The sequence below is a fragment of the Caldimonas brevitalea genome (assembly GCF_001017435.1).
Classification (GTDB): Bacteria; Pseudomonadota; Gammaproteobacteria; order Burkholderiales; family Burkholderiaceae_C; genus Caldimonas; species Caldimonas brevitalea.
Genome location: NZ_CP011371.1, coordinates 4,977,680 through 5,001,682 on the forward strand (window position 1 = coordinate 4,977,680; position 24,003 = coordinate 5,001,682).

At 66.4% G+C, this 24,003-nt stretch carries 16 protein-coding genes; 5 read left to right on the forward strand and 11 right to left on the reverse strand.

The genetic code is table 11. The annotated features are described in order from the left end of the window. Window positions 1-31: 31 nt before the first annotated feature. From AAW51_RS21000 to cysE, 7 genes are all read right to left on the reverse strand, one after another. Window positions 32-394 carry a hypothetical protein gene (locus tag AAW51_RS21000; protein WP_047196167.1) on the reverse strand — a complete coding sequence of 121 codons (363 nt, stop codon included), beginning with the start codon at window positions 392-394 and terminating at the stop codon, window positions 32-34. Continuing rightward, the gene (locus AAW51_RS21005) at window positions 394-4,776 is read right to left on the reverse strand and encodes an RHS repeat-associated core domain-containing protein (protein ID WP_083438473.1); all 4,383 of its coding nucleotides are present in this window, start codon (window positions 4,774-4,776) and stop codon (window positions 394-396) included. Before AAW51_RS21005 ends, AAW51_RS21000 begins: the two co-directional genes overlap by 1 nt. Further along, complete coding sequence (locus AAW51_RS21010; protein ID WP_047196169.1) at window positions 4,773-6,074, reverse strand: tetratricopeptide repeat protein; 1,302 nt, start codon at window positions 6,072-6,074, stop codon at window positions 4,773-4,775. Before AAW51_RS21010 ends, AAW51_RS21005 begins: the two co-directional genes overlap by 4 nt. 18 nt (window positions 6,075-6,092) lie before the next feature. Further along, window positions 6,093-6,716 (reverse strand): hypothetical protein, encoded by a 624-nt coding sequence (locus AAW51_RS21015; RefSeq protein WP_047196170.1) that lies wholly within the window; start codon window positions 6,714-6,716, stop codon window positions 6,093-6,095. A gap of 22 nt (window positions 6,717-6,738) precedes the next feature. Continuing rightward, entirely contained in the window at window positions 6,739-8,967 is a 2,229-nt protein-coding gene (locus AAW51_RS21020) for a type VI secretion system Vgr family protein (protein WP_053013821.1), read from the reverse strand. A 460-nt stretch (window positions 8,968-9,427) separates the two neighbouring features. Continuing rightward, window positions 9,428-9,697, reverse strand: a complete 270-nt coding sequence (locus AAW51_RS21025) for a hypothetical protein (protein WP_047196171.1) — start codon at window positions 9,695-9,697, stop codon at window positions 9,428-9,430. Window positions 9,698-9,826: 129 nt separating this feature from the next. Continuing rightward, window positions 9,827-10,684, reverse strand: a complete 858-nt coding sequence (cysE, locus tag AAW51_RS21030; RefSeq protein ID WP_238947660.1) for a serine O-acetyltransferase — start codon at window positions 10,682-10,684, stop codon at window positions 9,827-9,829. A 240-nt stretch (window positions 10,685-10,924) separates the two neighbouring features. On the opposite strand from cysE, the gene AAW51_RS21035 reads away from it, so the two are divergent. The 3 genes from AAW51_RS21035 to AAW51_RS21045 all read left to right on the forward strand — a co-directional run bounded on the left by AAW51_RS21035 (window position 10,925) and on the right by AAW51_RS21045 (window position 13,190). Beyond that, the gene (locus tag AAW51_RS21035; RefSeq protein WP_047196172.1) at window positions 10,925-11,419 is read left to right on the forward strand and encodes a hypothetical protein; all 495 of its coding nucleotides are present in this window, start codon (window positions 10,925-10,927) and stop codon (window positions 11,417-11,419) included. Window positions 11,420-11,678: 259 nt separating this feature from the next. Beyond that, the gene (locus tag AAW51_RS30505) at window positions 11,679-12,041 is read left to right on the forward strand and encodes a response regulator (protein ID WP_047198126.1); all 363 of its coding nucleotides are present in this window, start codon (window positions 11,679-11,681) and stop codon (window positions 12,039-12,041) included. Window positions 12,042-12,326: 285 nt separating this feature from the next. Beyond that, window positions 12,327-13,190, forward strand: coding sequence for a ParB N-terminal domain-containing protein (locus AAW51_RS21045; protein ID WP_047196173.1), 864 nt, complete (start codon window positions 12,327-12,329; stop codon window positions 13,188-13,190). 59 nt (window positions 13,191-13,249) lie between these two features. Here the strand turns inward: AAW51_RS21045 and AAW51_RS30160 are convergent, their stop codons facing one another. Beyond that, window positions 13,250-13,414: a hypothetical protein gene (locus tag AAW51_RS30160; protein WP_157359998.1), complete on the reverse strand. Its 165-nt coding sequence runs from the start codon at window positions 13,412-13,414 to the stop codon at window positions 13,250-13,252. Between the two features lie 532 nt (window positions 13,415-13,946). Between AAW51_RS30160 and AAW51_RS21050 the strand changes: the two genes are divergently transcribed. Next, the gene (locus tag AAW51_RS21050) at window positions 13,947-16,313 is read left to right on the forward strand and encodes a peptidase inhibitor family I36 protein (RefSeq protein ID WP_083438476.1); all 2,367 of its coding nucleotides are present in this window, start codon (window positions 13,947-13,949) and stop codon (window positions 16,311-16,313) included. Between the two features lie 85 nt (window positions 16,314-16,398). Here AAW51_RS21050 and AAW51_RS21055 read toward each other — a convergent pair whose 3' ends face one another. Next, entirely contained in the window at window positions 16,399-19,032 is a 2,634-nt protein-coding gene (locus AAW51_RS21055) for a 2-oxoglutarate dehydrogenase E1 component (protein ID WP_083438477.1), read from the reverse strand. 237 nt (window positions 19,033-19,269) lie between these two features. Further along, entirely contained in the window at window positions 19,270-20,811 is a 1,542-nt protein-coding gene (locus tag AAW51_RS21060) for a methyl-accepting chemotaxis protein (protein WP_047198129.1), read from the reverse strand. A 379-nt stretch (window positions 20,812-21,190) separates the two neighbouring features. Between AAW51_RS21060 and AAW51_RS21065 the strand changes: the two genes are divergently transcribed. Then, complete coding sequence (locus AAW51_RS21065) at window positions 21,191-22,498, forward strand: NYN domain-containing protein (protein ID WP_047196174.1); 1,308 nt, start codon at window positions 21,191-21,193, stop codon at window positions 22,496-22,498. 40 nt (window positions 22,499-22,538) lie between these two features. Here the strand turns inward: AAW51_RS21065 and AAW51_RS21070 are convergent, their stop codons facing one another. Then, window positions 22,539-23,729 (reverse strand): winged helix-turn-helix domain-containing protein, encoded by a 1,191-nt coding sequence (locus AAW51_RS21070; protein WP_083438478.1) that lies wholly within the window; start codon window positions 23,727-23,729, stop codon window positions 22,539-22,541. Window positions 23,730-24,003: the final 274 nt, after the last annotated feature.

The following is a 24,003-nucleotide window of genomic DNA, read 5'->3' on the forward strand; positions in this document are numbered from 1 at the left end:
GTTGGACTTCGCCGTTCGACTCGCTCTCGATCTACGCTTGCTGCGCGGCCTGACTGACGCGCTCAACCACCGTCCAATCCACATCGGCAGGAGCGCGTTCCAACACCTTGAAGGCTTCCTGCTCAATACCGGCATCAAAGCCATACCGAGCCTGGTATCGCTTTGCGAACACCAAAACCCAGTAGTACGCGTTGTAGAACGCGGCGGACTCCGACAGGTCACTGACACCCAACTCCCGCCGCAAATCGCTATCTAGCAGTGCGACATGGCGGGCATATGCCTGCCTTACGTCTTCGTCAAGGTCGCGCCAACGAACAGTCGGCACTTTCTCCGCCAGTCGCGTCAGCAACGCGACGCCAACGGTCAATCTGTTTTCCGAAATCAGGATGTCCATTATTCCCCCGCCACAGGCAGATACGTCACTGTAATCGGGATGGGCTGGGGTTGACTTTGGAACAGGGCCTGCAACTGAGCTGCTGCCCGTTCGTCGGAGACCAGCCATTCCACTTGCAGGTTCGCGGCCCTGGCCGCTTCCACCTGTCGATTGGCTTCTGCCAGGATATTCTTGTTTAGGAACTCAGGCTTGTCCGCGACATAGTAGATGGAACTCGGACTCGTAACCAGTTTTCCATCCTGAAGCGTGTCACCCGCAAGGTTCTCGAACTGAACGTACCCGCCATTGGGGTGAGGCAGGTAGTAGCTCTCGTTGTTCGGGTTTATCTGGCGCTCGTACGCGTCAGCGTCCGGGTCGGTCAGCGGAAACCTCTGGCCCCAGTAACCAGGGGGCGCCTCACGCACGTCCACATCCCTAATGCCCCAGCGGATCCTTCCCGTGTAATTCCCGACCTCGGAAGCTCCAGCATCGCCAGCTGCCGCCGTGCCTGGATCAGCCCGCTCCGCGTTCGGACCGCATCTCTCACAATCTGGTGTGGCGTCTTCTCCGTGCGGGCACGTCAGGCCTAGCACGTCGACTGCAAGCAGCGGATTAGCGGTGTAGGCGTATAAATTGTATCCCCCCGCCTGCCCCATCGGATCTGACTGCAGATATCGAGCGAGCATGGGGCTGTACGATCGAAATCGGTTGTAGTGCAGTCCGGTTTCGCGGTCGAACCAATGCCCCGGCCATCGCAGGTCGTACTCCACTGTATTACCGGAGACAACGGAGATGGAGCCGTACGGATCGATATCCTTCGCCTGCCACACTGCCCCAATCGATGCGTCCTGGATGAGTTCGGGCAACCCCACTTGATTGCAAAACACAAAGTGGGGTCGCCCTGACTCTGGCGTTTGCTCGACGCTGTCGTAATCGATGAACATGAACGGCAGCAAGGCTGCTTCGTCCACGTAAACGTAGATGCGCAAGTTACCTTCTGGCCCCACCTCTCCCGCCAGCCTGTCTCCGTCCCAGTAGTATTCAGTGCGTGCGGCATGGAGGGCCTTCGAGATTCGGCGGCACAGCCCGTCGTACTCTGCCGTCCAGGCACCTTCGCGGTTGCTCCATTCCACCCCGACCAACAGATCCATGCTGTTGTAGTGGTAGGACGTCCGAGTACCGAGGGCGTCAACGACTTCAGCCAAGTGGTTTCGCTGGTTGTAGTGGTACGTCCCCCGGGTCGACTCGACAAGCCGGTTACCGTTGTCGTAACGCATTTCGGGATTGCTCGAAGCCGACAACAGGTTGCCTGCACCGTCGTATTCGTAGCGTCGCAGCACCCAGCCGTCGCGGGCCTCGCCGACGAGCCGATGGGCTCGGTCGTAGTGGTACTCGACCGAGCCGTCGGCGCTGCTCACGACCCGCAGCAGCTCGCCCGTCGCGCTGTACTGATAGCGCACCCAATGCGCCGTCTGAGCGCATTCGCCCTGCCAGCGCAGTCGTCCGATACACCAACCGTCTGCGTCGAACCGCCTCAGCTCAGTTGTGCCGTTGTCCAGCTTCAAGAGAACCGCGCCGTCGGCGCTTCGCATCACTCGCTGAACACCCCCGTCGGGTGTTCTGATGCAGATGTCTCCATCGGCCGTGACGTCGTAGTGGATGACAAAGCGATTCAAGTACTCGCTGCGGGACAAGAGCGAGCGTCGGTACTCGTGTCGCACACCCTTGCCGTCGCGCAGGTCCGACGTCCGGCGGCCCAACGCGTCGTGCGTGATGCGCACGTCGTACTTTTTGGTCGACCCCATGGTCAGATTGCCCCGTTCGTCGTACTCATAGCTGTGGACCTCGCCACTGCGCAAGATGCGCTTGCTGTGCAGGCCGTTGCTTCCCACCTCGAAGCTCAGCAACGCCTCGCCGTTGGCGTCCCTCTTCTCGATCAGCCGGTCGCCGACGTCATAGCGATAGGTTTCCCGCACAATGCCGTGCCGGGTGACGCTCGTGAGACGATTTTTGTAGTCGTACTCGTAGCGGCTCTCGTTGCCGTTCGCGTCGATGACCTGCGCGACCTTCTCGCGCAGCGTGTAGCCGTACTGCACCGTATGGCCCAAGGGGTCGCCCTCGGCACCCCGCACTCGCCACGATGACCTGGCATAGCGCCAGATCTGCCCGTCCTTGTCCTCGCGTGACCTGAGGTGGCCGGCTGCATCGTAGGCAAACCGTTCCTTGCGCCCGTAGGCGTCCACCTCCTCCACCACCCGACCCGCCATGTCGCGCACGATCGCGGGCTCTGCCAGTACGGGTGCGGCCAGCGCGAGCACCTGCGCAGCCACAGATTGCAGTTGGACCGGAATGCCAAAGAACTCGGCCGGCTTGAGCGCCTGCACGTTTCCCCACTGCAACTCGAACGGCGTACCCGGCACGTCATGGGCCAGCGGATTGGGCAGGACCGGCGCCTCGTCTTTCGTCGGCCAGACATTCCCCCAACGGTCCATGCGCCCCGTATTGCGCCCCTTCGCGTCGTAAAGCCACCTCATCGCGTGACCGCCCGACCCGATCTCTTCAATGACCCGCCCGTCCTCACCGATGACACGTTCCGTCGCCCCGCCATACGGGTCCACGATCCTCGTCACCGTGCCAGCTTCGTTGTAGACGAAAACCCACTGCCCCCCATCCGCCTCGGTCACCCGCGTCCGCCCCGGCTCGTACTTCAGCTCCACCCGCCACACCTGGTCCTGCCCCGCGCTCGCGACGCAGCGCCCCTCGCCGTCGTATCCATAGAAGAACGAGAACCCGTTGGCGTCTGTCTCGCGCGTCATGCGCCGCTGGTCGTCGTAGCCGTAGGTCATCGATGCACCGAGCGCGTTCGTCCACGTGACGAGGCAGCCTTCCTCGTCATACGCGTAACGGGCAACAGTCGACAACTCATGTCCTTGCGATCGTTCGATCGTGGTCAAGTGCCCATGCTCGTCGTACCGGAACCAGAAGCTCTGCTCGAAGACCTGCTCTTCGCCCGCCGCGGCCACCGCTGCCAGCCGCTGATGGTCGTCGTAGCCAAAATGCATGCGCACGTCGCCAAGCACCAAGGCCACGAGCCGAGCCGTCTTCTCGTCCGGCGTCGCGCGCTCAAAGCCCATCGACCCGTGCACGTCGTGGCTGACCACGAACCGGTGCTCGTCGCGCTGCTCCAGTTCGTAGCCGGCCAGCACACCTCGGTAGACGCCGTCCTCCCCCCGCCGGAAGCTGTAGGTCTGCCCTTCCCCGTCCACGTACACGGCGCGCGTGCGCAACAGCCGCAGCTCCCGCTGGTAGTAGTGCCGAAAGCCCCATCCCAACGCGCCGTCTTCGTTGCAGCGCGCGCTGCTGTAGTACCGCTCCCACCGAAAGCACCCGGGGCCGAACTCTTCGTGGTCGACAAACTCGTTCACGCTTGCGCCGCTCACCGGGTCTACCGGGTGCCCGGGCCGATCGCATTTCGCGTTCTGCTTCTCCAGCGGCGGCTTCTTCGCCTTCGGTGGCGGCCCCGCCCTCTTCGCCGCCTTCAGCAGCCCGAACGCCTTGCCCACTGCTTCCATCGCATCGGGCAGCGGAAAGCCCCCGATCAGCACGGTCGGGCTGCCAGCCATCAGCATGCCCATGCTGGGTGCCATACCGGGGTCCTTGCCGAGCAAGGCGCTCAACGCCGCCATGATGGCGGCCGCCGCAGCGTCCGCCGCTGTCTGAGCCGCCGTCATCGCCGCCGCGCCAGAGTCACCCCCGGCCGCCTGCGCACCAGCGGCAAGTCCCCCCGTCACCGCACCGGCGGCCGACATCGCCATCCCCAGTTTGCCGATTGCGGACGCCGGGTTGCAGTGGCGCGTCAGGTCCATCCCCAGCCGGGCCGCCCTCGAGCCGCCGATGAAGGTGTTGCTCGACCCGGTGAAGACCTCATACGCCGGCGCATAGCCCACACAGGTGGGGGCCATGCCGATATCACCCGCACGAGCGGCCGGGATACCGGAGATCAACACACTCAAACACCCCGAGCCCACCGTGAGCCCGAGGCTGGGCAACGGCGCCATCATGCTGGGCGGGTGGGCGTGGGCATGCGGGGTCCCGAGGTGCGGCACTGTCAGAAAGGCCGCCGGCAAAGCCGGCGCGAGCGAGTTCAGCGGCGACGTCAACAGCGCGAAACCGGTGTTGAGCAGTTCAAAACATCCGCCCACCACCCCCATCGTCGCGCCCACCCAATGGCTCGCGACCCCCACACTGCCTTGCTCAGGCGGCGGGCTGCCCTGAAACGGCGATGCCGTGCGGTTCACCACCCCCGCGAGCGCATCGACACCGCTGTTGCCGGTCGGTGCGATCAGGGGCTGGGGAGCGGGCTCCTCAGCGCCAGGTTGCAGTTGATGCGACGGCAGTGTCATGTCGACAGCGACGAAGCCGGCTGGCCCGCTCTATGGTCACAGGCGTGGGCAGCCGCGTGTTCCGCACCAAGCGCCTCGGTCTTGCGGAGCAGCGCCCCCAACTCCAGTTCGCAAGTCGCCACCTCGGGCTGCATCCCCATCCCTGCGTACAGGTCACGCAAGCGGTCCAACAGCGAGCGCCAGGCATCGAAGCAATCGAACGCCCGGCACAGCCCCTTCGCGTCGATCCAGAGCTTCGCGGCATCGACGGGCTTGCCTTGTGCCGCCAGCGCCGCGCCCTGCTGCTCCATCGCCTCAATCTTGGCGTTCGTGAACAGCAGCTTGCCAGCCAGCCGGCTGGCAAGTTCGTAGTAGCCCTCGGCGTCGCCCCAGCGGCTCAGCCCTAGAGAGAGGCGACCGGCCGCCATCAACAGGTTGAGCATCACGCCTGCGCTCTTCGCCGGTCCCGCCAGCGCGATCGCTTGCTGATAGCGGTGGAGCGCTTCCTCCTCACGCCCCAGTCGCGTCGCGACGTCACCCGCACCGCCTAGCGCCAGCGCCCGGCCGACCATGTCGCCCTGCTGCCGGTGGTAGTCGTACAGCAGCGCATATTTCTCGTGCGCCATGTCGAAGCGCTCGTAGGCGAGGTCGAACGCGGCCAACTGCAGCAGCGCCTGCATGCGCTGCGGTAGCGGCTGCAAGGGGTCGTTGACGGCCTGCACGAGCGAGTCGGCCGCCCTGGCGGCAGAGAAGTCGATCTCCAGCCGCAAAACGCCGTCGAGCCGTTCGCGGCCTTGCAAGAGAAACGGCTCGTCGCGCCGGTCACGCACGATGAAGTGCTGGCCCAGCATCCAGTCGTGCACCCCCTCCAGCAGCGGCGCCACCAGATCGCGGTAGCCTTCGGCATCGCCGACCTCGTTGGGCAACATTACCCACACGACCTCTTGCTCGGCGGCCAACAGCCCGCGCACGTGCATGATCGCCGCGACCAGACGCTGCGCCGCCGGCCGGCGCTTGTCGAGGCACAGCAGCGGCAGCGGCGCCCACGGTGTCAGCCCTTCTTTCGCGCGCACTGCGTTGCCGGCCTGGATTTGCGTGCTCACCGCATCCAGGCTCGCCTTCAGAAAATCGTCGACCGTGTTGCACGGGAACGCAAACAGCATGAACACCGGATCGGGCCGCTGCCGGTCCCACTCCTGCAGGGCCTTGAGCGGAAACAGCATGTCTGCATCCGGGCCACGCAGCACCAGCACCGGGTCGTCGGGCTGCTCGATGAACTCTTGCAGCGCCGACTCCATGGCAACGTACTCGCGGCGCATGGACACTCGCCTTTGCGGTCAGTTGAGCCTGATGTAGCGGCTGCGCACCACCGTATCGGCCTCGGTGCGGATGTCCACGCCGCCGCGCCCCGCCTGCAACTCCAAGGTCTCGGCCTGCAGCTTCAAGGTCTTGGGGGCCTCCAGTGTCAACGCATCGCCCAGCAACCGTACGACAGGTCCCTGGCTCGATGCGTAGACCTCCAACAGCGGTCGCTGCGCATCGTCGGTGATGCGCACGCACTGGTCGTGCGGCAGCTCCAGCGTCTGAGCCACAGCCTCGGCGGGACGGGCCGAGGCCTCCTGGTCGGTGATCAGCACACCCGTCACCAGCTTCTCGGGCCAGTTGGCCGGCTGTTCCAGCAGCACACGGTCGCCTCGGTTCGCCGCCGCGCCGCGCACACAGGCCAGCCATTGCTCGCAAGACTGACCTGTCTCGGACAACCACTGCACGAAGACACGCCCGGGCAGGTCGGGATGGTGGGTGTCCATCACCTCGCCGACCAGCGAGGTCCCACCGCCGGCCGATGCAGCGGGCCGCGCCGGTTCCGTCGGCGTCGCCGCCTGCTGCAGCAACTGGCGCAGGGAGGCCCTCACGTCGTCGAGATCGATGTCGGCGGTCAGATGCACCTTGTCATGCCACATGATGTCTGTCTCCCTGCACACCTCAATTGATGTGCGCGATCGTGCCTTGCAGGATGATTTCGCCGCCGTCGAGGGTGATGCTGGCGCCGCCGCCCGTGGTCAGCACGACCTTCTTGCCGAACACCGTGGCCTCTCCCGTCGATTCGTTGCCGACGTTGACGGTCTTCGCGAACACCCGGGCCTGCTCCGTCCCGCTCAGCTCGCTGCCCGGATCACCGAACACCGCCACACCACCACCACCTTTTCCGTCGATGTACACACCTTCGGACGTGCCGAAAACCTTGACGCCCTTCTCTTTGCCATTGACCGTCACGCCGCCCTGGTTCCCGGTGATCATGACGCCCATCTGGTTGCCGGTGATCGACACGCCTTCGCCATTGCCGGTGAGTTTCACGCCCTTGGCGTTGCCGACGATCGTCGCGCCCATGTCGTTGCCGGTGATCATCACGCCTTGGGCGTTGCCCGTCAGGTTGACCCCTGCCACATCGCCGATCACGCTCACGCCCTTGCCCTTCCCGTGCAACGACACCGCTTGTGCCGCCACGGCCAAGTAGTTCCCGGTCAACACCGAAACCGTCCTCGAGCCGCTTTGCACGGTGTGACTGCTGTCGCCCTTCACGGTCACGCTGCGCGCCCCCGCCAGCACACTCAACGCGTCATTGCCGACCTGCACGGTCGTCGTTCGGTTGTTCTTCACCGTGTTCGTCTGGTCGTTCTGCACCGTGTTCGTCTGGTCATGGAGGACCGTCGTGCCCATGTTGTATTGGGCATGCAGGTTCATGTTCTCCTTGCCCGCCGTGTCGTCCATCGAAACCTCGTTGAACCCCGCCCCCTTGTGCGTCTGCGACTTCAACCCGCTCACCATCCCCGGCGCCGCATACGGCGGCATCAGTTCCGCGTTGTAGACCCGCCCCGTGATCAGCGGGCAGTCCGGGTCCCCTTCCAGAAACTCGACCACCACCTCCTGCCCGATGCGGGGAATGCTCACCGCACCCCAGCCCTTGCCGGCCCAAGGGTGCGACACGCGGATCCAGCAAGAGCTGTTTTCGTCGCCGCTGCTGTAGCGGTCCCAGTGGAACCGCACCTTCACCCGGCCCTGCTCGTCGGTGTGGATCTCCTCGCCCGCCGGGCCCACCACCAGTGCGGTCTGCGGCCCCTGAACGACCGGCTTGCGCGTGAGCCGCTCGGGACGGAAGGGCTGCCTGCTGGGCAGCGCCGTGAAACTGCAGTCGTAGCGCACGCCCTCCCCCTCGGCCGACTCGTACTCCTCGCCCTCTAGCCGGTAGTCGGCCGACAGCACGAGGTATTCGCGGTTCTGGTCCAGCCGGGGCTGCCCGGTCAGCTTGAACAAATGGCCGACGCACAACCCGCGCACATTGGCCTGGCCTTGCACGGTTTCATGGCGGGCCTGCAGTTCTTCGATGCGCACCTGCGCATAGTCGTGCGCCTCTTCGGGCGTGAGGTGGTTGTCGGGGTAGTCGTAGACCTCGTAGTCGGCGTGCGCGTGGGCCCGCGCCATCGCCGCCATGCCCTGCAACTGCACGCGGGGCTTCCCGGGGTCGTAGTTGTCGTGCACATAGCGGCCCGGCTGGATCTCGCGGCCGAAGCTCCACTCGCCGATGTGTTCGGTCTCGGCCCGCGCCGCATGCTCGTGCGGCAGGTAGGGAATGTGCTCGAAGCCAGCATATGGCCGGTGCCCGCCCATCGCGTCGGTCAGCACCAGCACATGACGCCCGGCTTCATGGCGGAAGTAGTAGTAGATGCCCTCGTGCTCCATCAGCCGGCTCACGAAATTGAAGTCGCTTTCGCGGTACTGCACGCAGTAGTCCCACTGCCGGTACTCGCCGCTCAACTCGAAGCTGGTGCTTGCCACGTCGCCGTGCGCGTCGAACACCTTCTTCAGGATCTCGGGCACCTTCATCTTCTGGAAGATGCGGCAGTTCGCATTGCGCGTCAGCAGCCACAGCCAGGGCCGCATCGTCAGCCGGTAAAGGTGCAGTCGCCGCTGGTAGCCGACTTGTGCAAAGCGCGTCGCGTGGCCGCTCAGGTACCGGTAGCCCCCCGTCGGCAGCTCGATCCGCACCGAGATCTTGCTGCCCAGGACTTGGTCAGGGTCCAGGTCCTCCCGTTCGCTCAGCGCATCGATCTCGAACTCGCCCAAACGGGCCAGTTCCTCACGACCGTGCATCCGGTGAAACTTCAGCACGTCGGGCCCGAGCGGCGTGATCAGCTGGAAGGTCCTGGTCGTCATGTGTCGAAGGCTCCAGATGAGGTGAACCCTCCCGGCGGGGCGATCGATGGCCTCCGTAGAAGCACCAACGTTCACGCCAGGAAGAGGTGATGCCGCGCACCTGACGGAGGCCGTTGCACGCCAGTCACCCTTGACACCTCATGCTAGGGAACATGCACCGGAGCCAACACCCCTAACTATCGGGCTGTAAGCATTGACAGGTGGCCAGCAACTGCTTGAGCTCCTGCTGTGAAGAAATCCGTTCACCTTGCAGCCATCGCCGCCCGCCCGTGGGCACGGCCGGCAAGGACGCTCCGAGCGCCCTGCGCCTGTTTCGGCTCGGCACTGCGCAAGGGCGAGGAGGCCCGCGCGTCACGCACTTTTCATGCACCGAAGGGCGTACAGGTTCGCAAGCGCCGGAACGAAGACGAGCAAGCGTCTAAAGACCACGATGGCGTTCAGGCCTCGTGATGCGGCGCCATCACCCGCCGAACTCGCCGCGGGTGCGAGGAGCGTCGGGCAGCTGTTCATCCAGCGACTGTCGGTAGCGAACGCAGCCGCGCATGAACTGCGGCCAGTCGGGCACCGCCACCTGCGGCGCGGTCTGCTCGGGAAGCAATGACCACAGCGCTGGGTGATGCCAGCACAGCTCCTGCCCAGTAGAGTCTCTGTGCGCCCGAATCGCCGCACGCAGCTTCTTGATCTGAGCCAGCAGTTCGTCGCGCGACAGGGTCTCGAGGTCTTCGTCCATTTGGTTTCCTCCTGTAGAAGTGAACCCGTCCGTGCACGCCAAGCGCCACGTCGACGCCCGCGACTCGACCCGCATCGACCCGCATCGACCGTAGCCGTCAGCGCTGAAGAAGCGCCGACGGTCGCCACCTCAGCACTCGGCCTCGGACAGCGGCACCGCCGGCTCGGCCGTTGCGCTCTGTGTCCCCGCCAGAGGGCGCTGGCCGTCTTCGGCCCATGCCCGATCCCCCTCGATCCGCTGATCCATCATCAACGCGGGACTGTCGACACGCGGCGTGCCCACCGGCCGCGCCGGCACGCCTACCACCGTCGTATGCGGCGCCACGTCGGACAGGACTACGCTGCCAGCGCCGATCTTCGAGCCCTCGCCGATGCGGATGTTGCCCAGCACCTTGGCACCGGCGCACACCAGCACCCCCTTGCCGACCTTGGGGTGCCGGTCACCGCTCTCCTTGCCCGTTCCGCCCAGCGTGACTTCCTGCAACAGCGAAACGTCGTCTTCCACCACGGCCGTCTCGCCCACCACCACCCCGGTACCGTGGTCGATGAACACGCCGCTGCCGATACGGGCCGCAGGGTGGATGTCGACCGCAAATACTTCCGACACCCGGCTCTGCAGGAACAGGCTGAGGCAGCGCCGTTGCCCTAGCCACAGGGCATGGGCGAGACGATACGCCTGCAGCGCCTGAAAGCCCTTGTGATGGAGAAAGACGTTGGCAACACCGTGGGCCGCCGGGTCACGGTCCGACGCGGCGACGAGGTCGCGCGCGACGGCCTGCAGGAGGTCGGGCGAAACGGCCAGGGTCTGCAGGAAGACGTCCGCGAGCTCACCTTCATCCACCCCCGCCGCCGTCAGCTTCGCCGCGAGCACGGCTGACAGTGAGCGGCCCAACGACGATTGCTCCAGCACGAACAGGCCCATGTAGCGCGCCAGTACAGACTCCTGATGCGCCGTTTGCTGTGCCTGATGGCGCAGCGTCGCCCACAAGTTGTCGAGTTCTGGAGAGTGCATGACGCAGCGCAGATGGCGGGTGGCAGGGGGTCTGACGAGAGCCTTGCGTCGGCCCTCACATGCAACGAGAGCGTAACGCAATCGCGTCGAACCGGCACAGGTGAACGACCGGTGGCCCGACCGGCTCCACGCTCGCGCGCAGCGCGTGGCGGTGTGCGCCGCAAGCGCCCGCGCCCACTTCATCTTCACTTCACCCGTCCCTCCTAGAGTCGCGCCATGAACACCAATGCGCTGATCTTGTGGGGAGTGGGCTACGCTGCGGTCGGCGCGCTGGCAGGCGCGTGGGTGTACCGACACGTGGCCGATCCGGCACTGCGGGTGCTCGGCGCAAGTTTTGTCTGGGCCCTCTTCTTCTCGTTGTCACTGGTGGTGGACCGTCTGCCCATCCCGCGCCCCACGTTGCTTTTGCTGATGGTGGTGGCCCAAGACTGGCTGGTGACGCTGTGGCAGGAAGGCTGCCCGTATTCGGCCCGGACCTGCCACCCCAGGCACGAAGGCGATTTCGTGGTGCTCGCGCCTCTGCTGCTTCAATGGATGGTGTGGCTGATCGGGGTCTTTGCGGTCGACGTGCTCCGCCCGACCACAGGGGCACAGTGGCGGCACAACCTTCAGCCGGAACAGACCCCGCCCCTGCCTGACCTGCAGGCGACATCCGCGTCGCTGCCCGGCCATCCTGTGCTCCCTGATGCATCGGGCCGAGCGCCGGGCTGAGCAACCCGGCGGTGGATGCGCTGGGCTTCCGACAGCCGACCGCTTGCAGCCATGGAACCTCACACGGCACTTCGACACCAATGCAGAACTGCGGACGTCGTCGCGACGTTCGGCTGTGGTGCCCTCGCCCCCCCATTTCGGTGGAGTGCGGGCGTCGAGATCACTTCGACGGCAGAATCCACACCCAACGCCAGCCGACAACGTATTTCCTGCAGGAGCGCCCTTTGCTACCCGTGATTCATCACCTCCGCACCGTCCCATGAGCAAGCCCAAACGTATCTTGGTGGCCGACGACAACCGCGACGCAGCCGATTCGCTGGCCGTCGTGCTCGAGATCTGCGGCCACGAGACCTGCGTCGCCTACGACGGTCAGCAAGCGGTCGAGCTGGCCGAGGAGTTCGGGCCCGACATCGTGATCCTGGACATCAACATGCCCGTGATGGACGGCTACGAGGCCGCCCGCTCCTTGCGCCACCTGGCGGGCGAGCGGCTGGTCCTGGTGGCGGTGACCGGTGTGCCGATGTCCGAAACACGCGAGAAGGCCGCCGACAGCGGCTTCGATGTGCACTTCACCAAGCCGGTCGAACTGCGCGACCTCGAAGACGCGATGCGCGTCAAGTAGCGAGCGTTCACCGGCCGACGCGATCCTCACACCGCCCTGAGAGCTGGCTCACCCTGTGCCGGCGCTGCGGGCGGCGCAGCGGCTGTCCCGCCCCTCCCATCCGACGGCCGCCGTTTACTTCGACCATCTGGCGCGCTGTCCGGACAGGCCGGCGCCGCGGATGCCCCGTCTCGACAGGCTCTAGAATCGCCCGCTCGTTTCGACTGCGGCGCCCTTTGCGCGCGCCCAGGCGTCGAGCCAGCCGTGCTTTGGCCTCGGCGTCCGTCTACCCCCACCGAACCCATCATGGACATCACCGTCAACGACGAACTGCGGGCTTATATCGACCCGTTGACTCCCGACGAACACGACGCGCTCGAGCGCAGCCTCCTCGCCGAGGGCTGCCGGGACGCACTGGTGTTGTGGGGCAACGTGCTGGTCGACGGCCACAACCGCTACGGCATTTGCCGCAAACACGGCATTCCGTTCCAGACGGTGCAGAACCCCCGCTTCAAGTCGATCGAAGACGTGCACCTGTGGATGATCGACCAGCACCTGGGGCGCCGCAGCGTCACCGACTTCCAGCGCGGCGTGCTGGCGCTGCGCAAGAAGGAGACCTTGGCAACGCGCGCCAAGACCGGGGTGGAGACGCCGGCCGCTGAACCGCCGGCCGAAACATCGCCGCGACCGGCCCCGGAAAGCCTCGACACCCGGGAGGCGATCGCCAAGGCGGCGCGCATCAGCAGCACCACCGTCAGCCAGATCGAGAAGATACAGAAGAGTGCGGCGCCGGAACTGGTGGCCGCGGTCAAATCCGGCACCATCTCGATCAATGCGGCGGCGGCGGTCGCTTCGCTGCCCAAGGAAGAACAGGTGGCCGCCGTCGTCGCCGGCAAGAAGGAATTGCGGCAGGCTGCCAAGCAGGTGCGCGAGTCGAAGGCCCGGGCGAAAGTGGCGGTGGCTGTGTCACCTGAAGACGCTGCCGCGGCACCTGCCGGGGCCTTGGGTTCGTCTTCGTCGTCCGTCAACCCGTTCGAGAGCGACGCAAGCGAAGAAGAGATCCAACGCCTGACACGTCAGGTGCAGGCACTGACGGCAGAAAACGTCGCGTTGAAAGAACAAGTCCGGCAACTGCAAGCCGAATTGGGTCAACACGCTGCGGCCGACTGAGAGGCCCGCCCTCACCTGCAGGACGAGCGACTCGTGGACGAGCGTCGCGATGCTACCGCTCAGCGGCGGCGGTACCGGCGCCAGGCGGACGAGAACGTCCTGAATGCGCCGCGCACGAAGACGCGGTAGACCCCGGCCACCAGCAGCATCAGGGTCAGGAGCGCATACACGGCGGCCACACGAGGGTTGTCGAGTTGGCGGGACAGATGGAGGTCGAGGGACACAAAGCACCCAGAGGAGTTCAGTGAGCCCACTGTAGGCAGGCCGGGTGAAGTCAGCATGAAGTGGCGCCCGTTCTCGGCGGCCTGCCGGGCAGCACCGGCGGCCCGGGCTGGAGACGCTTTCGCTCCAGGCAAAGACACCCGCCCCTCGGCTGGCGTTACGCAACCTATCGCCCGCACAAGGCCCGACCGGCAACACAAAACGTAAACGTTGCACCCTTCGTAACGCTGCACTGCCGCAATTGGCGGGGGGTGAGATACGGCCTAACCGCACGGTACGCTTGATCGCCATTGGAACCGGTCCCACCTTTCAGGGTTGCTGCTGCGCAGCACGGCGGTAGGAGCCGGTTACGGAAAGCGAGTCCCTGGTTGCATCGCCCGTCCTGACAATCAAGCGCCTTTAACGTTCGCTTAAAGGTGGGTTTACGCGAACTTCAAAGGCGCGGGCCTTCCGCACCCCAGTCCCATCCGACCGACACCGGCGTCAGCGGGTCCCGACGGAGACATCGACCCACCACCACCTTTCAAGGCCATCATGCATCACCCCCGACTTCACGCACCGCGGGTTCGCGCGCCCCGCTCTCGAGCACCTTGGTGCGGCTGGGCGCTGGCCGTCCTGTCCTTCGCCGGCGCCGTTCAAGCAGCCGACTACACGCAGGGCGTCGCCGTTTCCGGCAGCACCGCCACCCTCTGGTTCAAATCGAGCGTCAACACCAGCTGGGTCGACGTGCACTACCGCGTCAACAACGGCGCGCAACAGAACGTGCGGATGAACTACGTGGCCTCGGCGCTGCGCTACGAGCAGCGGGTGCCCGTGTCGACCGGCAACGTCATCAGCTATTCGTTCACCTACAACAACGGCACCCCCGCCTACGACACGCCCACGCTGACCTACACCGTGAATGGCGGCGGCCCCGTCTCGCCGCCGCCGCCGGACACCGGGCCGGCGTGCTTCTACGAGAACGCGTCTTACGGCGGCGGCTCTTATTGCGCCGGGGCCGACAGCGCCTTTGTCGGCGCCGCCTGGAACGACAAGATCTCGTCGGTCAAGGTCCAGTCGGGCTACGAGATCGAGTTGTTCGAGCACGCCAACTACATCGGGCGCGTGCGCAAGTTGACGGCGGACGCCGGCAGCCTCGGCGACTTCGACAACCTCGTGTCGTCGTTCCGGGTGAAGAAATCCGGCACCGGCCTGCCGACCTCCGACACGCCGGACTTCGGCCCCAACGTGCAGGTGTTCGACCCGTCGACGCCGTCCTCCACCATCCAGTCGCGCCTGGACGCCGCGTTCAACCCGCAGTTGCTGAGCCCGACGGCGCAGTTCGGCACACAGCGCCATGCCTTCTTGTTCAAGCCGGGCAAGTACTCGGGCATCTGGGCCAACCTCGGCTTCTACACCTCCATCATCGGCCTCGGCCAGAAGCCCGACGACGTGACCATCCAGGGCAACGTCAACGTCGACAGCGGCTGGAACTACGGCGATGCCGGCAACGCGACGCAGAACTTCTGGCGCTCCGCCGAAAACTTCGCACTGATGCCGACCGGCGGCACCAACCGCTGGGCCGTGTCGCAAGCCGCGCCGATGCGCCGCGTGCACATCATCGGCAACCTGCACCTGGGCCCGTCGAACCAGGACCACGGCCAGGGTTACGCGAGCGGCGGCTATCTCGCCGACAGCAAGGTCGATGGCTCGATCTCCTCGGGCTCGCAGCAGCAGTGGTACACCCGCGACAGCAACATCGGCGTCTGGTACGACGGCGTCTGGAACATCGTGTTCTCGGGCGTGAGCGGCGCACCGGCCACCAGCTTCCCGGCCGTGTGGGGCTCCGCGCCGCCGTACACCTCGCTCCCCACCACGCCGGTGTCGCGCGAGAAGCCGTTCCTGTACATCGACAGCACCGGCAAGTACCGTGTGTTCGTGCCCGCCCTGCGCACCAACGCCTCGGGTGCCAGCTGGGTGAGCGGCACCACCGCCGGCAGCTCGATCCCGATGAGCCAGTTCTATGTCGCCAAGCCCGGCGTGACGGCGGCCACCCTCAACGCCGCCCTGGCCCAGGGCCTGAACCTGTTCTTCACGCCCGGCACCTATCGCCTGAGCGAGACGATCAAGGTGACGCGCCCCAACACGGTGGTGCTGGGCATCGGCTTCCCGACGCTGATGCCTGAGAACGGCGTGACCGCGATGACGGTGGCCGACGTGGACGGTGTGAAGATCGCCGGCTTGCTGTTCGATGCCGGTACGGTCAACAGCCCGTCGCTGCTGACCGTCGGCACACAGGGCTCGACCACCCGCCATGCCACCAACCCGACCACGGTGCAGGACGTGTTCTTCCGCATCGGCGGTGCGGTCGCGGGCAAGGCGACCACCAGCCTGATCGTCAACAGCGCCGACACCATCATCGACCACATCTGGGCCTGGCGCGCCGACCACGGCAGCGCGCCGACCGGCTGGACCGTCAACCCGGGCGACACGGGCGTGATCGTCAACGGCAGCCACGTGCTGGCCACCGGCTTGTTCGTCGAGCACTACGAGAAGTACGAGGTGATCTGGAACGGTGAGAACGGCAAGACCATCTTCTTCCAGAACGAGAAGCCGTACGACGTGCCGAATCAATCGGTCTGGATGAGTTCGGCCGGCAACGGTTATGCCGCTTACAAGGTGGCCGACCATGTGAAGACGCACGAAGGCTGGGGCATGGGCTCGTACTGCTACTTCAACGTCAACCCGAGCGTGAACCTCTACCACGGCTTCGAGGTGCCCAACACGCCGGGGGTGCGACTGCACAACGTGTTCACCGTCTCGCTGGGCGGCGTGGGCACCATCACGCGTGTCGTCAACAACGTCGGCGGCACCGCGCAAGGTGTGCAGACCGTTCCGCAGAACGTGATCAGCTATCCCTGATCGACAGCGTTGCGACGGCTGTAAAACAAGAAGGGGGCCGAGGCCCCCTTCTTTCTTGCGGCTTGCGCGTGATCGCGCGCCCGCTTCAGCGCGCCGTCGGCGCCAGCCCCATGGCCTTCGCCACCAGCTCACGCTCCTCGCGGCCGTGCACGGCGTAAGAGGACGTCGCTCCCGAGGCGGTGTTGGGCCTTGCGACACAACGCAGCTCGACGCCGGCCGGGCAGGCCTGGCTGATGTCATCGCGCACGAACGACCACGCGCCGTGGTGCAGGTTCTCTTCCTGCGCCCACACCACCGTGCGCAGCGCCGGGTAGCGGCGCAGCACCTTGGCCAGCACGTCGGTCGGGAACGGATACAGCTCCTCCACCCGCACCAGCGCCACGTCGGCGCAGGCGTGCTCGCGGCGCGCGCGCTCGAGCTGGTAGTACAGCTTGCCGCTGCACAGCACCAAACGCGTCACCTCGCCGACCGGCCCGACCAGGTCATCATCCAGCACCGGCTGGAACTCGCCTTCGAGGAAGTGCTGCACCGGCGAATGCGAGCCGGGCTCCTTGTAGAGCTTGACCTTGGGCGTCATCACCACCAGCGGCTTGCGCGTTTCGCAAAAGGCCTGGCGACGCAGCAGGTGGAACATCTGTGCCGAGGTCGACGGGTAGGCCACTCGCAGGTTGTTGTCACCGCACAGTGACAGGAAGCGGCCGAGGTGGGCATTGGAATGCTCCGGGCCCACACCTTCGTGCCCGTGCGGCAACAGCATCGTCAGAGCCGAGCGATAGCCCCACTTGTCTTCGCCGGCACTGATGTACTGGTCGACATACACCTGGGCGCCGTTGACGAAGTCGCCGAACTGCGCCTCCCAAACCGTCAGCGCCCGCGAGGCCTGGACGCTGTAGCCGTACTCGAAGCCCAAGGCCGCCTCTTCCGACAGCACCGAGTTGGCAATGTCGAAGCGCCCGGTGGTGCCCAGTTGCTGCAGCGGAATGAACTCCTCTTGCCCGGCCGGCTGCGGCGCCTGGTGGTGCCACACAGCGTGACGGTGCATGAAGGTGCCGCGGCGCACGTCCAGCCCCGCGACGCGCACGTCGACGCCAGCGCCCAGCACCGAGGCATAGGCCATGTTTTCCGCGAAACACCAGTCGGCGGTGGCGGCCTCGCCGTTCGCGACAGCATGCCACCCCTCGATCAGCTTGCGAATGTGCACATGCGGCTCGAAACCAGCGGGCAAGCGCGTCATCTCCTGCACCGCAGCGCGCAGCGCTGCATGCGTGAGCGGGGCCGCTTCCGGTGCCGGCGAGCGCGTCGCTGCCACGCTGTCGTCGCCCCGGCGCTCCGGCGCGCTGAAGGCCGCAATCGCCGCCGACCGGCTGGCCGCAATGTGGGCCCCGATCTCGGCTTTCAAGGCCACGCCCGCCGCCACCAGGGCATCGCCATACACGGCCACCACCGACGGCTTGCCCTGCGTGGTCGCAGAACCGCGCGGGTTGGTGAGCGTCGGCATGTCGTGCTCGGAGTGGCCGAGGCGGCGGTAGCCGATCAGATCGATCACCACATCGCTGCCGAAGGTGTTGCGGTATTCGACCGCGATCGCCGCCGCGCGCAGGACCTGCTCAGGGACGTCGGCGTTGACGCGCAACACCGGCGCGTCCACCATGCGCGTGACATCGGTGCAATAGCGCGCCTGAGCCGCGTTCATCATGTTCAGTTCGGTGAAGCCGACCTGGTTGTTGATGATCACATGCACCGTGCCGCCGACCGAATAGCCCGGCTTCTGCGACATCGCCAAGGTTTCCATCACCACACCCTGGCCGGCGAACGCGGCGTCGCCATGCAGCACCAGCGCCATCGCACGGGTGCCGCGGCGCGGCGTGTCGAGCGCCTGGCTGGCGTGCGCCATGCCGGTCACGACCGGGTAGACGCTCTGCAAGTGCGACGGGTTGTAGGACAGCTGCACCGACACCTCACCCTGCGCCGTCGACACCACGTGCGACGCCCCCAGGTGATACACCAAGTCGTGGTGCTTCTCCGGGTTGGGCGACGCCGGGTCGAAATAGTCGAGGATGTCGGCCGGGGCCATGCCCAGCACATTCACCAGCACGTTGACACGGCCGCGGTGCGGCATGCCCATGAAGATGTGGCTCAAGCCTTGCGCCGCCGCCTCGGCGATCAAGGCGTCGAGCAGCGGCACCAGCGTCTCGCATCCTTCGAGCGAGAAGCGCTTCGCCTCCGGGAAGCGCTCGGCCACGTGTTGCTCCCACGTTTCGGCGCGGATCAAACGGTCGAGCAGCGCCTTGCCGCCGGCCGCGGCACCCAAGCCCGCGGTGGCTTCCATCTTGGCATACAGCCATTCGCAGCGGCTTTCGTCGCGCACCGCAGAGCAGTCCAGCGCCAGCGCGCTGCAATACGCTGCCTTCAGCCGCCGGTCCAGCTCCTGCACCTGGTGCGTGCCCAGCCACCCCTTGCCGGCACCGCCGAAGGTGTCGGTGAGCGCCAGGCCGAACCGCGCCGGCGCCAGGCCTTGCGCGTCCATCGGCTTGGCCACGCCGAGCGGGTCGAGCGCGGCAAAGCGGTGGCCTTCGCGCCGGTGCGCGGCGACGAAGCGCTGCACAGCGGCCTCGAGACCGGCGGCCGCGAGAGCACCCGCGGCGCTGGTGGTGATCGAATCGGTCTGGGAGCGGTGGCCTTGCAGCGCGCCGTCCGCCAAAAGCGTATCTGTAGACATGGGTCTCACTGACCAAAAGAATGTGGAGCCGCAGCTCCATGGGTCGTTCACGACGCGGCGGCGCTCACGCTGGCGCCGCTTCGTCGTCGTGATGTCCCGCATACGGGCAATGCGCGTCGCGCGTCGTCGCAACGGCACTGCCCACCCGATCGCCGAGCCGGGGCTCGGCGTGCGTCTCCTGCCCTGCTCTCGCCTGCCCCTGCCGACGCTGTGTCGGCGGGGTGGCGGTCAAGCGGCTCAGAGCGCGAAGGTCCTGACCATGTCGGTCAGCTGCTTGGCCTGGTCATGCATGGCGCGGGCCGAAGCCGTGCCTTGCTCCACCATGCGGGCGTTCTTCTGGGTCGCATCGTCCATCTGCAGGATGGTCGCGTTGACCTGCTCGATGCCCAGGCTCTGCTCGCGGCTCGAGGCGCTGATCTCGGCCACGATGCTGCTGACCTGCTGGATGCTGGTCACCACCTGGTCCATCGTGGCGCCGGCCTCTTCGACCATCTTGCTGCCCTTGTCGACCTGTTCGACAGAGGCGTCGATCAGCGTCTTGATTTCCTTGGCGGCATGCGCGCTGCGCTGGGCCAGGCTGCGAACCTCGCCGGCCACCACCGCGAAACCGCGGCCTTGCTCGCCGGCCCGGGCGGCTTCGACCGCTGCGTTCAAGGCCAGGATGTTGGTCTGGAAGGCAATGCCGTCGATCACGTCGATGATCTCCACGATGCGCTTGGACGACGTGGCGATCGAGCCCATCGTGTCGATGACCTGACCCACCACCTGGCCACCCTGGGCGGCGATCTGGGAAGCCGACACCGCCGACTTGCTCGCCTCGCTCGCACCATCGGCGCTCAGCTTGACGGCCGACGTCAGCTGCTCCATCGCCGACGCGGTCTGCTGCAGCGCGCCCGCCTGCTGCTCGGTGCGCGACGACAGGTCGAGGTTGCCCTGCGACACCTCGTGGGCGGCGCCGGCGATCGTGTCGGCGCCGGTGCGCACTTGCGACACGATGCCGTGCAGGCTCTGCACCATGTGCTGCAGGGCGTTGATCAGGCGCGCGACCTCATCCTTGCCTTCGACCTGCACCCGATGGGTCAGGTCGCCGGCGGCGACCGACTCGGCCAGCCCGATAGCGCGCTGGATCGGACGCGTGATGGAACGGGTGATGTAGAACGCGGTGCCTGCGCCCAGCAGCATTGCCACCAGCGAGGCCAGCACCATCTGGATCTTCGCCTGGCTCGCGCTGTTGCGCGCTTCGGCGGCGGCCGTGGTCATGTTCTGCGCCTGGTGGTCGACCATCTTGTCGATCAGGGCGTAGTAGCGCGCTTGCGGCCCGGGCATTTCGTTTTGGTACACCGCGAGCGCTTCTTCGCGCTGATCCTTCGCGATCAGGTCGAAGACCTTGCGGACCACAACGCCGTACTCCTTGCGCGCCTTGCTCTGCTCTTCGAAGATCGCCTTGGTTTCGGGCGAATGCACCATCTTCTCGAGCTTGGCGAGGTTTTCGGTGTTCGCCTTGCGGATGAGGGCGTACTCGTCCATGTACTTCTTCGCCTGCTCGGGCGTGCTGGACAGCAGCAGACGCCCGATCGTGAGCGCACCCTTGTCACCCATCGACTTGATGGTGTTGCTCATCGCGATCTGGGCATAACGATCGTCGACCGCACTGTCCATCGCAGAGCTAAGCTGGCCGAGAACCGACACGCCGACGCCGAGGATGACCAGCAATAGCGCAATGACGACCGAGAAGGCCAGTGCCAGCCGGGACCCTATCTTGAGATTTGTGATGCTCATGTTGATGCCTTGATATCGAGATGACAGCGACAGGCGCTGGAGCGGCGGGGTTGCCGCCGTCCGCTACGCCGCCGCGGCTTCAGGCGTCATCTTCGGCAGGGCACTGCGGGGGTTAAGGGCCGGTTGGGCCGCGTAGGGAATTTGGAAGGTCGCATTGCGGCAGATCAACGGCGAAACGGGGAACTTGTCACGAGCTGCGGCCGCACCCGCTTCAGGCCATCTGCGAGGGCCCTCGGCGTGCTTAGGGATACGGCTTATGCCCCAGGCCGCAACGCGATTACGGCGCGGCGATCCGCCCGGTGCAGGCATCGGACACGCCCTGCCACAGCGCCTGAGCGCGAACGCGCTAGCATGCCTACTTCTCACCCAAAGCGACTCTATGGCTTCAAACCCCGAAAACACCAGCATGGCGCTGTTCTGCGACTTCGAGAACGTCGCGCTGGGCGTGCGCGACGCCAAGTACGACAAGTTCGACATCAAGCGTGTGCTCGAGCGCTTGCTGCTCAAGGGCAGCATCGTGGTCAAGAAGGCGTATTGCGACTGGGACCGCTACAAGGGTTTCAAGGCGGCGATGCACGAGGCCAACTTCGAGCTGATCGAGATTCCCCACGTGCGGCAGTCCGGCAAGAACTCGGCCGACATCCGGCTGGTGGTCGACGCGCTCGACCTCTGCTACACCAAATCGCACGTCAACACCTTCGTGATCATCAGCGGCGACTCCGATTTTTCGCCGCTGGTTTCGAAGCTGCGCGAGAACGCCAAGCAGGTGATCGGCGTCGGTGTCAAGCAATCGACCTCCGACCTGCTGATCGCCAACTGCGACGAGTTCATCTTCTATGACGACCTGGTCCGCGAAGGCCAGCGCGCCGCCGCCAAGCGCAGCCCGCAGGAAGCGGAGCCGGGCCCCAAGCGCTCGCCCGAAGAAGACCGCCGCCGGCGGGAAGAGACCGAAGCACGCAAGAGCAAGGCCATCGAAATGGCGCTCGAGACCTTTGAGGCCCTGGTGTCCGAGCGGGGCGACAGCGGCAAGATCTGGGCCTCGGTGCTCAAGGATGCGATCAAGCGCCGCAGGCCGGACTTCAACGAATCGTATTTCGGCTTCCGGACCTTCGGCAGCCTGCTCGACGAGGCGCAGTCGCGCGGCCTGCTCGAAGTCGGTCGCGACGAGAAGTCCAACACCTATGTGTACCGTGGCCACGGCGGGGCGCCGCGCGGCGACACACCCGCCGCACCGGCCGTCCCCTCTTCCGGACGGCGGGGCCGAGGCAACGGCCGGGCCGCCGCCCCTGCAGCCGCTGCCAACACGGCCGCGCCGCTCGGCCCCGTGTTCCCGGCCGCACCGGACGCCGAAACCCGCGCGCCGGCGGTTGAACCGCCGCGGCCGCCCGAGGCTGCCGGCACGTCGGCCAGCGCCGAAGCTGCGCCTACGGCGGTCGAAGCGCCGCCGGCGGCGAGCAAGCGCCGCACCGGCCGCAAGACGGCAGGCAAGAAGACGTCGGCAGCACGGGAACAGCCGTCGACTGATGAGACGCCCGCCGCGCCGATGCCCGCCGTGGAACCCGAGGCCCCGCCGGCCCCTCAAGCCGAGGCGGCCCCGCCCGCCCGAGCCGCCGCCAAGCGGGCGTCTCGCAAGACCTCCACTCGGGCAAGGCGGCCACAGAAGGCAGAGGAAGGCGCCGGCGAATAACCGGAGCGCGGGGCGAGCCCGTGCGCAGGCGCGCGTCGGCTCAGGCCCGCCTTGCGCGCGTCACGCTCGCCGTTGCCCCCGCGCGCCCGGCGCGTGGCGTCGCCCGCAGGGCCTCGGCTTGCACGACCTCACACCCGTTGAACGCCGCCAGGGGTTGGAGCGCCTCGGCCAGGCTCGGCAGGAACAGGTCGACGTCCACCGTCCGGTCCTCCAGGTGCAGGCTGAGCACCTCGAACCGCTTTTCGGCGCGATGCGCCTTGCAATCGGCCCGTCCGATGAACCGATCGCCGTAGATCACGGGCAAGCAGAAATAGCCGAACCGGCGCTTGGGCGCCGGCACGTAACACTCGAGCCGGTAGTCGAACCCGAACAACTGGCTCAGCCGGTCCCGGTGGATCACGGCGTTGTCGAACGGTGACAACAGACGAACCCGGCTGGCCGCGGCCTTCGGCACGCGCTCCAGCGCGTCGGGCTCGGCGTAGCCGTCGGACAGGCCATCGTCGTGCAGCGCGACGAGGCGACGCTGCGCCATCCTGTCGCGGATCACGCCTCGCATGGCCTCCTTCAGCGGCTGGCCCGTCTTCAGGTGCAGCACCTGCTTCCAGGTGACCACGCCGTGGGCCCGGAGCGTGGTGTCGAGCAGGTGCTCGGCGTACTCCGGCAGCGTGGGCTCGCGCAGATCCAGGCCGGCCGGCAAGACGTTTTCGGTCAGGTCGTAGAGTTTCTCGATGCCGTTGCGCTCCCGCACCATCAGGTCGCCCTGCATGAACAACTGGTCGAGCGCGCGCCGGCCCGGTCCCCAGTTCCACCAGTTGCCGGGCCCGTCCTGGCGCGACTCGAGATCACGCACCCGCAGCGGCCCCTCCCCTCGCACCCGGGCCAGGATCTCCTGCGCGAGGCGCGGGTCGCCGTGATGGGTTCGGCTGCGGTAGGCCGACATGCGTGGCAACGCGAAACGGAAGTCGCGCATCGGCAGGTAGGACGCGGCATGGAACCAGTATTCGAAGACACGCCGCTCGCGGATCAGGCCGGTCAGGTGTTCCGGCCGGTAGCCCGGCACGCGCGCCCACAAGGTGTGGTGGTGCGCCCGCTCGACCACCGACAAGCTGTCGATCTGCACATAGCCCAGATGTTCGATCGCCCGGCAGGCGCCGGCCAGCCCCTTGCCGAAGGGCTGCGGCGACATCAGGCCCTGCCGGGCCAAGGCCAGGCGCCGCCAGTGCGTCTTCATGCGAGCGGTCGCCGGCGACCGGCTTGTCGATGGCGGCAGCACACGTGGGCTGCCGCAGGATCTGAGGTGGGCACGGGGACTCCTGGTTGAGATGCAGCCCCCGTGTACCCGCCTCACTGCAGCAGGTGTTCCGCGATGGCCGCTCGGCGCCGATTTTTCCATGCCACCGCCTCACCCGAGTCCGGCTGGAGCCCACAAAAAGAAAGCGCCGCCCAGAGGGCGGCGCTTCGTTGTGCAAGCCACGAGATGGGCAGTCACTCACGCGACGCCCGCA